This is a genomic window from Sphingomonas faeni (genome assembly GCF_040407495.1).
Lineage (GTDB): Bacteria > Pseudomonadota > Alphaproteobacteria > Sphingomonadales > Sphingomonadaceae > Sphingomonas > Sphingomonas faeni_D.
Map to the genome: position 1 here is coordinate 55,348 of NZ_JAPZPP010000002.1, position 14,779 is coordinate 70,126.

The following is a 14,779-nucleotide window of genomic DNA, read 5'->3' on the forward strand; positions in this document are numbered from 1 at the left end:
ATCGTCGTGAAGGTGAAGGACACGCCCCCGGCAGAGCTTCTTACGTGCGCTAGGCGCCCCGAGGGCCTGCCAGAGGATCCGTCGCTGATCGCGCAGATCCCGACGAAGATCCGCGCCGGCATTATCCGCCTCGCCCGCGCCTTCGCCGGCAACGCCGATCGCAACGATCGCCTGGTCAACTGGAATGCGCCAGGCAGCTGCCCGGTCACGAAGTCGGCACCGTGAAAAAGGTTGATAGCCTGCGCGCGCATCTGCTCGCATCTGTTCCCGAAATCAGGAACAGTCCGGAGTTGATGGAGATTTTCGTCGACAAGGGCGATGTGGCTGTGCGCGCAGGATCACTCTCGTTCGAGTATTCTTACACTGCTTCGGTATGGGTGCAAGACTACTCGGGCAGTGTAGACAACCTCTTAGTGCCGATCCTCGCGTGGATCGCTGCAAACCAGCCTGATCTATTCGAGAAGGGCAACCGCAAGCCGTTCACGTTTGAATCGGAGCTGCTCGACGCCGAGACGTGCGACATCACAATTTCGATCGACCTGACCGAACTGGTCCGCGTCGAGCAACAGCCGAACGGCCTCAAGGTCACGCATCTGCCCGAACCGGTTATGAACGACGCCTTTGCCGGCGTCCCGACTGGCACCAACCTATGGGCCGGCCTGATCGAGGACGGCACCGGCATGGTCGAGATCGTCACGCGATGAACGACTTCGCGCCGATCGAGCAGCTATGCCGCGATCTGCTGCTGCGTACCGCCGCGCCCGAACGCGCGCGGTTGATGCGCTCGATCGGCCGCGAGATCCGCAAAAGCCAGTCGGATCGCATCGCTGCCCAGCTCGATCCCGAGGGCGGAGCGTTTGCCCCACGCCGTCCCAAGCCCGATCGCGGCCGGAAGAAAGGCAAGCTTCGCCAGCAGAAGATGTTCCGCAAATTGCGCATGGCAAAGAGCCTGAAGGCGGGCGGCAACGGCGACGAAGTTTGGGTCGGCTTCGGCGGTCGTGCATCGCGGATCGCCAACATTCACCAGGCCGGCCTGTCGGATGCACCCGCACCTGGTCAGCCAAAGGTACGCTATGCCCGACGCGTCCTGCTCGGCCTGACGGAGGCGGAACAGCAGCGGATCCTCGACCTCATCCTCGCACAGGTTACGCCCGGCTGATCTTGTAGAAAGCGTTTCTACAAGAGTGGCCTGTGGCCACTAGCAGGACTGCCCGCCGACATGCCCGGCATGGCCGCCACCTCCAGTCCTACCACCGTCGATCTGTCGCGCTTCGATCCCCCGACGATCGTCGAGGCGCTGGATTACGAGACAATTTTCCAGCGCAAGGTCGCCCGCATGAAGGTGCTGTTGCCAACCTTCGACGCGACCGTCGATAGTGATCCGGCGACGAAGGTGCTGCAGGTTGCGGCCTATGATGAATTGCTGTTGCGGCAGGACTTTAACGAACGTTTGCAACAGCGCCTGGTCGCATATGCGACCGGCTCCACGCTCGACCATATCGGTGCCGCCATCGGTATTGCGCGACTGGTCGTCACGCCCGCGAACACCGCCACCGGTGCGCCGGCTGTCTACGAGACCGACGATAGCTTTCGCGCCCGCATCGTCCTCGGCCCCGAGGGCTTCTCCGTCGCCGGTCCCGAGCTGGCCTATGTGAAGCACGCAAAGGACGCGAGCGGCCTCGTCCTCGATGCCAGCGCCACGTCGCCGGCACCCGGAGAAGTCCTGGTCTCGATCCTGTCGGCCGAGGGCGACGGCACCGCGTCGGACGTGCTGCTCGACCAGGTCCGCGCGATCGTTACCGACAAGGCCATCCGCCCGCTTGGCGATCACGTCACGGTTGCGTCGGCCGTCCAGCGTCGCTTCGCCCTGGTCGCGACACTGTGGACGTTTGCCGGTCCCGATCCCGCATTGGTATTGAGCGCCGCAAGAGCGAAGCTGGCGCGCTATCTTGCCGACTCGCGCAAGCTCGGTCGCGACATCACCATGTCCGGCCTTTACGCGGCGCTGACGGTCGAAGGCGTCCAGCGCGTCGAGATCGCCTCGCCGGCCGCGTCGATCGTGTGCGATCTGACCGAGGCCGCGCTCTGCACTGACATCACCGTGACGCACGCCGGCTATGACGAATAGCCTGCTGCCGCCCAACGCGACCCTGCTCGAGCGCGGGCTTGAAGGTGCTTCGCTGGTCGTCGGGCTCGATCTCCCCGCCGATATCGACGATCCCTATACGTGCCCCGTCTGGCTGCTGCCCTGGCTCGCGTGGGGCCTGTCCGTCGATACATGGGACGCCGACTGGTCGGAAGCCGATAAGCGCGCCGCAGTAGCCGGGTCGATCGAGCTGCACCGCCGCAAGGGCACGCGCATGTCGGTCGAGCAGGTGCTCGCTCGGTTCGACCAGCTCGCGCACCTGGTCGAGTGGCATGAAGCCTCGCCGCGCCGCGCGCCGCATACGTTCGACGTCGTTGTGCCGATGGTGCTGCCGAACGGCACCGCGCCCGGTGGCCGGCGTGCGACGGCCGCGTTCGCCGAAGCGATCATCCGCGAGGTTTCGCGCGTCAAACCGCTGCGCGAACACATGACCGTCGTGCAGTCGATCGTCGCGCGCGGCTCGATCGGCATTCAGGGCGCGGCCCGCGTCGCGACGTTCCAACGCGAAGATTTCGCGCTCACCCCCGACACTTCCCCCGCATGGGCCAGCTACCTCCAAACCGAGGACGGCGAGCCGATCGAGGCGGGTGACGGCACCTTTCTGGACACCACGCCATGACAGCGCTCACGCTCACTATGACGACGGCCGGCCTTGGCCGCTTCACCGCCGCCCAGGCATCCGACGACATCGATCTGACGATCGCCACGGTCGGATTGACGGCGTCCGCGTTCGCCGTCGCGCCGACGCTCACCGCACTGCCTGGCGAGTTTCGCCGGATCGCGACGATCGCAGGCAGCGCGATCGGCGACAACCTCGTGCACATGATCGTCCGCGACGAGGCGGCGCTAGCCTATGACGTATTCGGCTTCGGCCTGTTCCTGGCGGACGGCACGCTGTTCGCCGTCTACGGCCAGGCGACGCCGATCGCCGGCAAGTCGGCCGCATCGACGCTGTTGTTCGCCCTCGATATCGCGTTCCCCACGTCGGACATCACGCAGCTCACCTTTGGCGACACCGACTTCCTCAATCCGCCTGCGACGTCTGAGACCAAGGGCGTGGTCGAGCTGGCGACGCTGATCGAGGCCGAAGCCGGCGATACCGCCCGCGCCACCACCGGTGCCGTCGTGAAAGCCATGCTCGCGACCGCCATCGAAGCGGTCGGCGAAGCGATCGAAGGGCTGATGCGCCGCACGATCTACGGGGCCGGCCTTGTCAAAGGTGGCGGCGACGGCTCGGCTAATCGGACACTTACGGTCGACGCCGCGACGGCCGAGCAGATCCGCGCCGGTACCGCGCCCGATAGTGTCGCCACGCCCGCCGCCCTCAGAGCTGCTGGCGCGGTTTATGTCATCCAGCAGGCTCTCACCGCCGATGGTGGGCATCGCGTCTGGAGCGATGGGCTGAAGGAATGCTGGGGGTCGGTCAACGTCGGTCCCGATGCCACCGCAAACGTGCTGCTGCCGGTCAATCACGAGACATTCGTCGTTCCCGCAGGCGTCGCTGGCTCGATAAACCAAGACGAGCAGAGCGTCGGCGTCCTCAACGTCACCACGGTAGGCTTCGCCGTGCGCAACCAAAATCCGCTGGCCACCACCTTCTACTGGCACACCAAGGGTCTCTGAAAATGTCGAAGATCTCCCAGCTCCCCGCGATCTCGCCCACCGGCAAGGAACAGGTCGTCCTGTTCGACGGTGAGAAGACCGCGCGCTCATTCCTGTCGGAGCTGAAGCTCGACGATGCGACTGGCAGCTTGCTCACCTCGGCGATCCTTGCCGGCACGCTGATCGCAGTCCCGATCGCCGGCGACACTAGCCACCTCCGCGTAGATCTCGACAGCGCAGCCGACGGCGCGCCCTTCGATGCGCTGATCGTCGCTACGAACGACGCGCCAGTCACCCGGATGACGGCGGGCGGAATCACGCGCGATGTCGTTGATCCTGGCGCGGTGGCGATCAAGGAGGGCGAACTTGGTCGCGGCAAGATCGCAACCTTCGCCTACTCGATCGGTGGGGGCGGCTTCGTGCTGCTCGGCCAGCGCGATCTAACCATCAGCGGCGGTGGAACGTCGTCGACGTATGACGAGGACTTCGTGAAGCAGCCTTGGGGCGCGGTGTCGTTCGCAGACGGTGCGCGCAAGGTCGAGACGATCACCAAGTTCCTTGTGGTCCCCGGCAGCTCGAACGCGCATCCGGGCTATGTGCCAGCCGGCGAGTTGCCCGCCGATGTCGGCGCTGCAGCGCTCAACGAGTTCTTCCCCGGCAACGACATGCACGTCACCGGCGTGACCGTCGCTGCACCGGGCGCTCCGATGGTGACGATCCTCGACCAGCTCGCCAACTCTCCCGAGTATATGGCCGGCAAAGCATCGTGGGTCATGCCGTTCTACTGGATGAACGACGCGCGATCGGTGTTCTATCACGACCAAGGCGGCATCCTCGCAGAGATCGCGGCCCTGCGCGCTGCTATCCCAGCCATTCGCCGCAAGAACGCCGAACCCGTTCTCGTCACCGGCTACCCGCCCGATCTGCGCGCCAGTCCCGTCGCGCTCGACCCGGACTATTATGCGGACCCTACGCGGAGCATGGCATTCCCGGCGGTGAAGGCCGCGCCGGTCGATGCCGAAGCCGACATGTGGCCGCCGAAGTCCGCGCCACTGACCGAACCCGTCGCCTGGACAGCAACGGGCATCAAGCGCGTCGGCTACAAGCGCATCGAGCATGTGAATCGGCTGATCCGCGAGGTTGCCGCTGAATTCGGCTGCGTCCTGCTCGACATTGAATATTCGGCATACTTCAACGCCATCGAGCATGTGCCGGATCTCGGGCCGGAGCTGGACGCCTATTACGACCAGGCCGACCCGCTTCATGGCAAGGGTATCTATGCCGCAGCCGTCCGGCCGGTGCTGCGTCAGTGGGCAGCGGCGGTAGCCAAGGGCGACACCTCGCAGCGCGTTTTCCGCGGCGATATGAAGGTGTCGACTGCCGAGATCGACGCTGCGGTTGTCAATGCCACCGCGCTTGCCAACGCGGCGCGCGACAAGGCGCTGGACTGGGCCGAAGGCACCGGCACCCCCGGTGGCGCTGGCACGCGATCGTCGAAAGCTTGGGCAGGCGTCGCTGGGTCGCAGGCCAGCGCCGCAGATGCCGCGCGCTTGGGCGCTGTCCAGGCGAAGACGTCGACCGAGAATATCCGCGACGGTTTCGCAGTCACCACGGCAATGGCGCAAGCGTCCGTGATGACGACGGCGCGCGTCTACTTGTCGGTCGCGGCGGGCCTGGCAGCAACCGCCGCCAATGACTTCTTCGACGTGTCGTCATCCGGTGACATCTTCGCGATCCGCTACCAGAAGGTCAACGGCGCGGCGGTCCTCGTCAACGTGTTGGTAAGCCGCGTCGGTATCGACCGGCTCGGCCGCTACATTCCGCCTTCGACCGCGACGGATATGTCGGTTGCGATAAACGCGGCGCTTGCTGATCCGTCAGTTGGTGGCGTGTTCCTGAGCCTTGGCGAGTATCGACTCGATCACGCGATCGTTATCCCAAGCGGCAAATTCCTTTCGGGCGCGGGGGAGGAACTCACCCGGCTTGTCCGCTTCAACAACATCGCCTCGTCACCGTACCTCGACTGCGCCCTGATCCGGTTCGAGAATGGCGCATGTGGGATCCGCGTTCGCGATCTGACGATCGTTGCCCCGAAGACGGGCACCAAGGTGACCGGCGTATGGGCCATCACCAATCAGAACTTTCTCGTCGAGCGCGTCACCGCCTTCAACATGGGCTACGCCTTCTTTGCGATGGAGCGCTCGCAGTTCGGTACGTTCCGTGACTGCAAATCCTACAACGCAAACGTACATTTCGAGACGACGCAGGCATACGATATCCTGTTCGACCGCGGTATCTGCGGCGCTGGCGACGGCGACAACCCGCTCGGCACCGAAGCGTGGTGGCACTGCCTGCTGGCTTCGCGCCGCATCACGTTCCGCGACATGGTCGGGTCGGGTCCAGGAGCGCCCTACCTGATCGTCGCCAACGACATCAACGGCGACCCGCTCGGTGGCCTGATCGATGATATTCGATATGAAGGCTGCAAAGTTCTTTCGATGTCGCAGGGCATTATCTGCATGCTGATATCGAAATACAACGGGATTGTCGGCAATATCTACATGACCGATTGCGTTACGAATGCGCTGTCGATTGTTGCCTTCATTCAGGAAGGACACGTGCAGCAGAAGAACTGCAAGTGGATCACGCCGGACTCTACGGTTTACGACGTGTCCTTGGCGGGGAAACTGGACGCGACTGATTGCGACGTCCTGTGCACCAACGCCGAGACGGGGAAATCCGGCGCTCTGCATGCAGGAATCGGATCTGCGAATATCCGCGTTACGGGCGGGCGCATTTCCATCCCTAACAATCCGCTGATCTCGCCTGCGGTTGCGGAAGTCTATATTTCCGCGACCACAGAGATTGTTACGCCTGGCGTAGCGACTGTCGCAAGATTTGGTCAGGTCTGGCCGGGTCGCCCTTACTCTTATGCCCTTCCCATCGATAACGATAACCCGCTCAAGCCCGGTGGTTATTATCTGTATGGACCGCCCCAAGGCAAAATTAATCGTTTCCGCATGAAGGGAGGGATCAAGAATACCGGAACGGCTGGTAAGTTTCGTTTTTACATCGATGGCTCATCGGGCCTGTCGAAACCATACGGGAATATGAGCTTTCAAAATTCCGATGGTACTTACGTCACGACGCCCGGATCGACGCCATACAATGTTGTAGATGTTAGCGTGGGGCCGAACGAGGTTCGCATGATTGATGTTGAATTGACGTGGATCGGTACCGACAACGGCTTTGCGCCGCAGCTTTTCGGTATCGAAGGTGCAGCCGTACTATGCCTTGCAGGCATGGAAATCGAAACTTCGCGGCTCAACTAAGGAAGCTGGAATGACCGACGAAATGAACCCCATAGAAATTCCGCCCGTTGACCCCGAATTCATTGCAGTCGCGATCGAGCGTCTCGACGTCGCGACGCATAATTACGAGGTGGCCTTGAAGGATGTTTGGGGCACCCGGCTCTCCTACTTCGTCGACGGCGGTATCGCGCTCGCTCGCGCCAAAGCGATTAACGCGATCGACCAGTTCAAGAACCTCGTGCCGGATCTCGAACGGCCGACGATGATCGAAAGCCCGCCGGCCATTCGCCATACCGACGCCGATCGACAAGCCTTTGTTGCGGTTCACCAGTCGAACATCGACGCGCTAAAAGGTTTTCTCGCGATTGCGGGTGACGGCTGACACCGGCGTCTAAACCAACGTCAACGCCGGGGCCGCTCTTGTAGAATACGTTTCTACAAGAGCGGCCTCTCGCCTCCGCAACCGTGCCGCGCATGGTCGCCGCTATGGTCGCCGCAACCGATAACCAGCGCCTGATTGGCGATCTTATCCGCGAAGGCGTGGTCGTATCCGTCGACCACGCTTCGGGCACTGCGCGGGTGGAAATTGCCGACGAACTGACAACGGGCGATATCCCATGGCTCGAAAGCCGCGCCGGCTCTACGCGCACCTGGTCGCCGCCAGCAGTCGGTGAACAGGTCGTTGTCCTTGCACCCGAGGCGGATACCGCGCGCTGCATGATCATCGGCAGTTTAAGCTCCGATGCTCACCCGCACCCGGCGAACGATGCCTCCACCCTCGCCGAATATGAGGACGGCGCGCGCATCGGTTATGATCCGGTGTCGCATGCGCTGACGGCTCTTCTGCCAGGTGGCGCAACAGTGCTGATCGTTGCGGACGGTGGCTTGTCGCTCAAGGGTCATTTGACGGTCGACGGCGACATCAACTCGACGGGCACCATTACAGGCGCAACCGACGTCGTCGGCGCAGGCAAGAGCCTGAAGGGCCATGTTCACCTCGGTGTGCAGCCCGGTGGCGGGCTTTCGGGGAAGCCGCAGTGAACGGCATGGACCGCACCACGGGTAAGCCGCTGGCCGGAACCGATCACCTCAAACAATCGATCGACGACATCCTCGGCACGCCGCTCGGCACCCGCCTCTGTCGCCGGGAGTATGGCTCGCTGGTTCCCCAGCTGCTCGATCAGCCGAACAATGAGTTGGGTCGGATGCGTATCTTTGCCGCGGCTACATTCGCTTTGCTTCGGCAGGAGGGCCGTGCGCGGATCTCGCGCGTCACGCTTTCCCCAGGCAACCGTCCGCATGAGGCCATCCTCACCGTCACCGGGCGGCGCACGGACGCTGTCGGCGCACCCGCCTTTTCCGTTTCGTCCTCCATCCGCGCCTTGTCGGCGCTCGCCTGAAAGGTCCGCATATGAGCTTCCTCCACGGGATCAACGTAGCCGAGGTCAAGACAACGACCCGCTCGATCGCCACCGTCGCTACCGCAGTCATCGGCCTGATTGCCACCGCCCCTGACGCGGTTGCCGGCGCATTCCCGCTCGACACCGCGGTCAAGGTCACGAACCTCAACGACGCGATCGAAAAGGCCGGCGCGGGTGGCACGTTGCGCGCCGCGTTGAAGGCTATCGCCGGTCAGGTCACCGCGCCGATCGTCATCGTCCGCGTCGCGCCTGGTGCCACGCCGGCCGACACGATCAACGCAGTCGTCGGCACCGACGTAGCCGGCGTTAAGACCGGCATGCAGGCGCTGCTCACCGCCCCTGCGCAGTTGAACCTCCACCCCCGAATCATTGGCGCACCTGGTCTGGAAGGCGAGCTAGTGACGAAGGCTATGGTCACGGTCGCCAAGCGCCTGCGCGCGCGGGTGTACGCCAAGGCGATCGGCAACGATCGCGGCGAGGCTATCGCCCACCGCGCCCTGTTCCTCGACGCGCGCGAGCTGACGTTGCTCTGGCCCAGCGTTACCGCGCCCTACGGCGCAGACGGTGCCAGCATCGGCGTGCCGGTTGCGGCGGTCGCCATGGGCGCGCGCGCAGCGATCGACCAGACGCAGGGTTGGCACAAGACGTTGTCGAACGTCGCGCTGCCGGAGGTCGACGGTCTGGCGGCTGACGTCACGTTCGATATTCAGGACGCGGCCTGCGACGCAAACGTGCTGAACGCATCCCAGATCGTAACCGTCGTCCGAATCGCGGGTGAGCTGCGTTTCTGGGGCAACCGCACCTGCGCCGCGCCGGAAAGCGACTTCGTGTTCGAAAGCGCTTGCCGCACGGCGCAGATCCTCGCCGACACGGTCGCCCTCGGCTTGGTGTGGGCAATGGACAAGCCGCTGTTGCCCAGCCTCGCCAAGGATATCGTCGAGCAGATCAACGAGAAGTTCCGCCAGGAGAAGCGCGCCGGTCGCATCTTCGGCGCGGTGGCCGTGTTCGACGGGACCAAGAACCCGGTCGAGCAGCTGAAGGCCGGCAAGCTGCTGATCGGCTATCGCTACACCTTCGTACCGCCACTGGAGGCGCTCGGGCTCGAGCAGGAGATCTCCGACGAGTTCTTCGCCGATTTCACCAGCCTCGTTTCGGACAGCTGATCGGTGAAAATCCCGCGCCGCGCTTACGTCATCTTCCTGCTGCTCGGCCTCGTGCCGTCCGTCCTGCTGTGGGCGTTCGGCAAGGTCGCCTGGTGGGCGGTGCCGCTCCTGACAATCCCGTTCGCCATCACCCTGATCGTCGCCCTCGCACTGCTGGCGACGATCCTGTGGATGGCGAACGGCTCCCACTGACCTCCCGCACGAAAGGCCGACGCGATGGCGTTCCCCAGCAAGCTTAAGCAACTGATGATGTTCAACAACGGCACCGCCTTCATTGGCGAAACTGTTTCGATCACGGTCCCGAAACTCGTCCGTAAGCTCGAGGACTACCGAGGCGGTGGTATGAACCGCCCGGTCAAGATCGATATGGGCGGTGAGGCGCTCGAAATGGAAGCGGTCTACGGCGGGCCGATGCGCGACATCTTGCGCCAGTACGGTCAGCTCAATCTGTCTGGCGTCCAGCAGCGCTTCGTCGGTTCGCACCAGAATGACGATACCGGCGCGGTCGACGTCGTCGAGATCGTCACGCGCGGCCGACACGAAGAGATCGACATGGGCGAGTGGAAGCCCGGCGAGGATACCGAGTTCAAGGTCAAGAGCCAGCTCAGCTACTTCAAGCTGACGTGGAACGGCGTCGTTGAGGTCGAGATCGATGTGCTTGGCATGATCGAGATCGTCGGTGGCGTGGACCTGATGGCCGAACATCGCGCCGCGATGGGCTTCTAACTTCCGCCGTTTCTCCTCCGCTCTGACCCAGCCACCGACCAAGTCCTGACAGGAACCGTACAATGACCGACCAGAACACCGCCAGCACTGGCAAACGCTTTTCCTCGTTCAAGCTGGATGCCGACATCACTATCAACGACCAGGTCGTGCATCCCGCGGGCACGGAGATTCAAGTTCGTCGACCTGGCGCGGGCGAACTGCGTGGCGTCGACATCTCCGCGACCATCAGCAAGTGCGACTTCACGCAGATCGAGAAGATCGCGCCGCGTATAACGCTGCCGATCCTGCATAAGGAACATATCGCAGTGATGGATCCTGCTGACTTCGTGCAGCTCGGCGGGGAAATCATCGATTTTTTGCTGCCGAAGGTCGTGAGGCAGGCGGCCTCCCAGCCCGAATAGAAGACATGATGGCGGACCTTGCCGAGTGCTGGGGGTGGGGTCCGCCGACGATGAACGACATGGGCGTTGCCGAGCTGATCGGCTGGCGGGCGCAGGCCCTGGAACGCCGCCAAAAGGATCGCTGACCGATGGACCGCAACCTCCGCATCCGTATGTTGCTCGAAGCCGGCGACCGCGCCAGTCGCCCGCTACGCGAGATTGCGGGGGGCTCGGTCAAGGCGGCACAGGGCCTCAAGGCCGCCAGAGAACAGCTCAAGGGCATTGACCGCGCGCAGGCCGACATCGGTAGCTTTCGCAGCCTGAAGGCCGGTCTGGCCTCCACCAGCGTCCAATTGGACCACGCTCGGTCCCGCGCCACTGCCCTCGGCAGGGAATTTGCGCAGACCGCCAATCCCAGCCGCGCACTGACGCGTGAGTTCACCCGAGCGCGAACCGAGGCGCAGAAGCTCGAACAGCAACATCACTCGGAAACGCGCGAACTATCGGCGTTGCGAGATCGGCTACGCGCGGCCGGTATCGCAACCGGTGACTTGGCGCGTCATGAGCGCGAGTTGCGTGACCGGGCACGACAGACGAACGAAGAGATAGCGGAACAGGAACGCCGCGTCGGCCGTCTCGCTGATCGCCAGCGACGCATGGCAGCGGCACGCGCTGGCTTCAGTGGTATTCAGGACCGCGCCGGTGGCGTCGCTGCTGGCGGGGCCGCTGCCCTTACTGCAGGCGTTGCAGTCGCTGCTCCGCTGATCGGTGTCGCTTCCGGTGCGATGGATCTCGAAGAAGGCATGGCCGGGGTTGCGAAGGTGACCGGCATGGCCGGCCCGCAGCTTCAGAGGATGACCGACAAACTGGTCGGCCTCAGTACCCATATGCCGATGACGGCCGTCGAGCTTTCTAGTATCGCCGCAGCGGCCGGTGCGGCCGGCGTTGGTATGGATAAGTTCGGTCGGCCACTGCCTAGCCAGGCCGACGACCTGGTCGCGTTCACCGACGCCGCGGCGCGCATGGGTATCGCGTTCGATATGACCGCCGAGGACGCCGGCAGTACGATGGCAAAATGGCGTCAAGCGTTCAAGATGACGCAGCCGGAGGTCGAGGCGCTCGGTGACCGCGTCAATGCTCTGACGAACAAGTTCGGTGGTCAGGCGACAACGGTCGCCGGCATCATCACGCGCATTGGACCACTTGGGGAAGTCGCCGGCATCGCCGCGCCACAGGTATCCGCGTTGGCGTCGTCGTTGAACTCGATCGGCGTCGAGGAAGAGGTTGCCGCAACTGGCATTAAGAGCCTGTTGCTGAATCTTACCAAGGGCAGCGCGGCTAGTAAGTCACAGAGCAAGGCGCTTAACACTCTCGGACTCGATGCAACCAAACTTGCGAAGTCGATGCAGGTCGATGCGAGCGGCACGATCATCACGGTGTTGGAAAAGATCCGCGCGCTCAGTAGGGATAAGCAGGCCAGCATCCTAAGCGAGATTTTCGGGACCGAATCGGTCGGTGCCATCGCGCCCCTGCTCACGAACCTCGACGGGCTAAAGCAACGCCTCAATCTCGTGGGCGATAGAAGCAAATACGCAGGGTCAATGACCGCCGAATTTTCTTCGCGCATTAGCACGGCTAAAGGGATGGCCGAGGTCGCTAAGAATTCGTTCGCAGCCGTGAGCCTGACCCTCGGGCAATCTATGTTGCCAGTCGTAAAAACGGGCGCACTTCGCCTCGGCGCTATCGCGCTCCGCATGCAGGCGTTCGCGACGCGTCATCCGGAACTGACGAAGAACGTTCTCATCGCGACGGGGGTTCTGGCGGCGCTGTTCTTTATGCTTGGCATGGGCGGCATTGCGATCGCTGCCATCATGGGGCCGATCGCGATCCTCAACGCTGGTCTGATCGCGCTCGGGGTTGCTGGCGGCATCGCGGCTATCCCGCTTCTTCCGATCGTAGCCGGGCTTGCTGCTGTTGCGGGGGCGGTTGCCCTCGTCGTCGCCGCGTGGAACCATTGGGACTCACTACAAGCAGCGTGGTTCGCATTCTGGGGCGGGTTGCGGCAAGGTTTCGTCGCTGCCGGCAATTTCATGGCCGCATGGGGGCCAACGGTCGGCCGGTACATCATGAATGGCCTGCTTTCCGGTTTGAGCGCTGGCCCGGTTATCCGCGCGATTTGGGGCATCGCGAAGGGCGCGATCGGCGCATTTAAATCCGCGCTCGGTATTCATTCGCCTAGTCGCGTCTTTGCCGGGTTGGGTGGTTATATGATGGAGGGCTTGGCTGGCGGCATTGCCGGTGGCGAAAGTCAGCCAATCCGACGAGTAGGATCCGTCGCACGTCGGCTCACGTCAGCAATGGCAATAGGGACGATCCCGGCCACGATGGCGGTCGCGAGCCCAGCGACGGCAGGCCCCTCAGTAAATCGGCCCGGTGTCAGCGCTACGTCTGGCGCACGGATCTATAACATCACCGTCAACCAGCTACCCGGGCAAGATGCCGAGGCACTCGCGCGCGCTGTTGCCGATGAGATTGATCGCCGTGAACGTGAAGCGGACGCGCGCGGCCGTTCCGCGTTCGCCGACACCCCCGACTATGAGACTGTCTGATGCTGCTTGCGCTTGGCCTGTTTACTTTCTCGATCGACACGGTCGCGTTCGATGAGATCGCTCGCCGCGCAGACTGGCGGCACGCGACATCACCCAGGATCGGCGCGCGTGATGCAACGCAGTTCACCGGTCCCGGCGTTGAGACGATCGGACTACCTGGCACCGTTTATCTTGAAATCGCAGACGGCCGTGTTTCGATCGACGAGCTGCGGCGCATGGCCGACACCGGGGAGGCTTGGCCGCTCGTCGACGGCCGCGGCTATGTCTACGGTGCATATGTCATCACCGGCATCGACGATCGCGGTAAAGCGTTCTTCCCAGACGGGACGCCGCGCCAGATCGACTTCTCGATCGACTTGCTCCGCGTCGATAGCGACGTCGCATGATTTCCAATATCGCAGCGATTCGCGTCGTCGTTGACGGCGACGACATCACGCCCCTGTTGGAGGGAAAGGTTCCGCAGCCGAACGGCCGTCCACCGCGTCGCCGTCTGGTGTCGCTCGGGATCAGCGAGAAGCGGGGCGAGGAAGCCGACCAGCTCGATCTGGTCATTGACGATACCGACGGGGCCGTAGCGCTGCCTCCCACCGGGGCGAGGATCCATGTCTGGCTTGGGTGGAAGCAGGGCAGCGAAGTTACCGCGGGCTTGGTCGACAAGGGGTGGTTCATCGTCGACGAGGTTGCGCATGGCGGCCCACCCGACCTCGTGACGATCCGCGCTCGATCGGCGGACTTCACCAGCGATCTAAAGACACGCCGAGAAAAGGGCTGGCACGGCACGACGTTGGGCGCGATCGTGACGGAAGTCGCGGAGCGCCACCAGCTCACGCCTCGCTGCGCCGCGAGCCTCGCCGGCATCGCCATTACGGCGAAGGCTCAGAACCGTGAAAGCGATCTGGCGTTCTTGCGTCGGCTCGGCCGTGAGCGGGGTGCTGTTGCCAAGATCGCCCGCGGCGTGCTGATTTTCTCGCCAATATCTGCCGGCGTCACCGCGACGGGCAAGCCAATTGCGACCGTCACTATCGCCAGGCGCGACGGCGATGCCCACCAATACAGCCGACAGAAGCGCGAGGACGTGCCCGGCGTGAAGGCGACATGGCACGATCGCAAATCTGGCAAACGGCAGCACTTTGTCGCGGGCAAGGCCGAGGGGGCGAAGTCGCTATCTCGCGTTTACGCCAACGAGACCGACGCTCAAACCGCTGCGAATGCGGCGAATGGTCGCGCCGGCCGCGAACCGGTTTCGCTGTCGCTCACCCTTGCGCTTGGTCGGCCCGATATACATCCCGAGACGAAGGCGACCGTCACCGGCTTCAAAGCTGCGATAAACACTACGGCCTGGTTGGTCGCGGAGGTCACGCACTCGTTTGGGGATCGTGGCTACACAACAGGGCTTAAGCTCGAAGCCGCGTGACCGGTTC

General features: G+C 63.5%; 18 protein-coding genes. All 18 read left to right on the forward strand.

Annotated features, from left to right (window positions below; translation table 11 throughout):
* Positions 1–12: 12 nt before the first annotated feature.
* Positions 13–225 carry a hypothetical protein gene (locus O6W96_RS05010; protein ID WP_353468573.1) on the forward strand — a complete coding sequence of 71 codons (213 nt, stop codon included), beginning with the start codon at positions 13–15 and terminating at the stop codon, positions 223–225.
* The gene (locus O6W96_RS05015; RefSeq protein ID WP_353468574.1) at positions 222–704 is read left to right on the forward strand and encodes a phage tail protein; all 483 of its coding nucleotides are present in this window, start codon (positions 222–224) and stop codon (positions 702–704) included. The genes O6W96_RS05010 and O6W96_RS05015 overlap by 4 nt, the downstream gene beginning before the upstream one ends.
* Complete coding sequence (locus O6W96_RS05020; protein WP_353468575.1) at positions 701–1,159, forward strand: phage virion morphogenesis protein; 459 nt, start codon at positions 701–703, stop codon at positions 1,157–1,159. The genes O6W96_RS05015 and O6W96_RS05020 overlap by 4 nt, the downstream gene beginning before the upstream one ends.
* Positions 1,160–1,228: 69 nt before the next feature.
* A complete protein-coding gene (locus O6W96_RS05025; protein WP_353468576.1) occupies positions 1,229–2,128 on the forward strand; it encodes a baseplate assembly protein in 900 nt (299 codons plus the stop codon).
* Positions 2,118–2,765 carry a phage tail protein I gene (locus O6W96_RS05030; protein ID WP_353468577.1) on the forward strand — a complete coding sequence of 216 codons (648 nt, stop codon included), beginning with the start codon at positions 2,118–2,120 and terminating at the stop codon, positions 2,763–2,765. Before O6W96_RS05025 ends, O6W96_RS05030 begins: the two co-directional genes overlap by 11 nt.
* Positions 2,762–3,769: a hypothetical protein gene (locus O6W96_RS05035; protein WP_353468578.1), complete on the forward strand. Its 1,008-nt coding sequence runs from the start codon at positions 2,762–2,764 to the stop codon at positions 3,767–3,769. The genes O6W96_RS05030 and O6W96_RS05035 overlap by 4 nt, the downstream gene beginning before the upstream one ends.
* 398 nt (positions 3,770–4,167) lie before the next feature.
* Positions 4,168–7,080, forward strand: a complete 2,913-nt coding sequence (locus tag O6W96_RS05040; protein ID WP_353468579.1) for a hypothetical protein — start codon at positions 4,168–4,170, stop codon at positions 7,078–7,080.
* A 10-nt stretch (positions 7,081–7,090) separates the two neighbouring features.
* Entirely contained in the window at positions 7,091–7,441 is a 351-nt protein-coding gene (locus O6W96_RS05045; protein WP_353468580.1) for a hypothetical protein, read from the forward strand.
* A 104-nt stretch (positions 7,442–7,545) separates the two neighbouring features.
* A complete protein-coding gene (locus O6W96_RS05050; protein ID WP_353468581.1) occupies positions 7,546–8,100 on the forward strand; it encodes a phage baseplate assembly protein V in 555 nt (184 codons plus the stop codon).
* A gap of 5 nt (positions 8,101–8,105) precedes the next feature.
* Complete coding sequence (locus tag O6W96_RS05055) at positions 8,106–8,459, forward strand: GPW/gp25 family protein (protein WP_353469357.1); 354 nt, start codon at positions 8,106–8,108, stop codon at positions 8,457–8,459.
* An 11-nt stretch (positions 8,460–8,470) separates the two neighbouring features.
* Positions 8,471–9,643, forward strand: coding sequence for a phage tail sheath subtilisin-like domain-containing protein (locus O6W96_RS05060; RefSeq protein WP_353468582.1), 1,173 nt, complete (start codon positions 8,471–8,473; stop codon positions 9,641–9,643).
* A gap of 3 nt (positions 9,644–9,646) precedes the next feature.
* Positions 9,647–9,835: a hypothetical protein gene (locus tag O6W96_RS05065; RefSeq protein ID WP_353468583.1), complete on the forward strand. Its 189-nt coding sequence runs from the start codon at positions 9,647–9,649 to the stop codon at positions 9,833–9,835.
* Between the two features lie 24 nt (positions 9,836–9,859).
* A complete protein-coding gene (locus O6W96_RS05070) occupies positions 9,860–10,369 on the forward strand; it encodes a phage major tail tube protein (protein WP_353468584.1) in 510 nt (169 codons plus the stop codon).
* A gap of 62 nt (positions 10,370–10,431) precedes the next feature.
* Positions 10,432–10,770, forward strand: coding sequence for a phage tail assembly protein (locus tag O6W96_RS05075; protein ID WP_353468585.1), 339 nt, complete (start codon positions 10,432–10,434; stop codon positions 10,768–10,770).
* A 5-nt stretch (positions 10,771–10,775) separates the two neighbouring features.
* Positions 10,776–10,895 carry a GpE family phage tail protein gene (locus O6W96_RS05080; protein WP_353468586.1) on the forward strand — a complete coding sequence of 40 codons (120 nt, stop codon included), beginning with the start codon at positions 10,776–10,778 and terminating at the stop codon, positions 10,893–10,895.
* Between the two features lie 3 nt (positions 10,896–10,898).
* Positions 10,899–13,358, forward strand: coding sequence for a phage tail tape measure protein (locus O6W96_RS05085; protein WP_353468587.1), 2,460 nt, complete (start codon positions 10,899–10,901; stop codon positions 13,356–13,358).
* Positions 13,358–13,744 carry a phage tail protein gene (locus O6W96_RS05090; RefSeq protein ID WP_353468588.1) on the forward strand — a complete coding sequence of 129 codons (387 nt, stop codon included), beginning with the start codon at positions 13,358–13,360 and terminating at the stop codon, positions 13,742–13,744. The genes O6W96_RS05085 and O6W96_RS05090 overlap by 1 nt, the downstream gene beginning before the upstream one ends.
* Positions 13,741–14,772 carry a contractile injection system protein, VgrG/Pvc8 family gene (locus O6W96_RS05095; protein WP_353468589.1) on the forward strand — a complete coding sequence of 344 codons (1,032 nt, stop codon included), beginning with the start codon at positions 13,741–13,743 and terminating at the stop codon, positions 14,770–14,772. Before O6W96_RS05090 ends, O6W96_RS05095 begins: the two co-directional genes overlap by 4 nt.
* Positions 14,773–14,779: the final 7 nt, after the last annotated feature.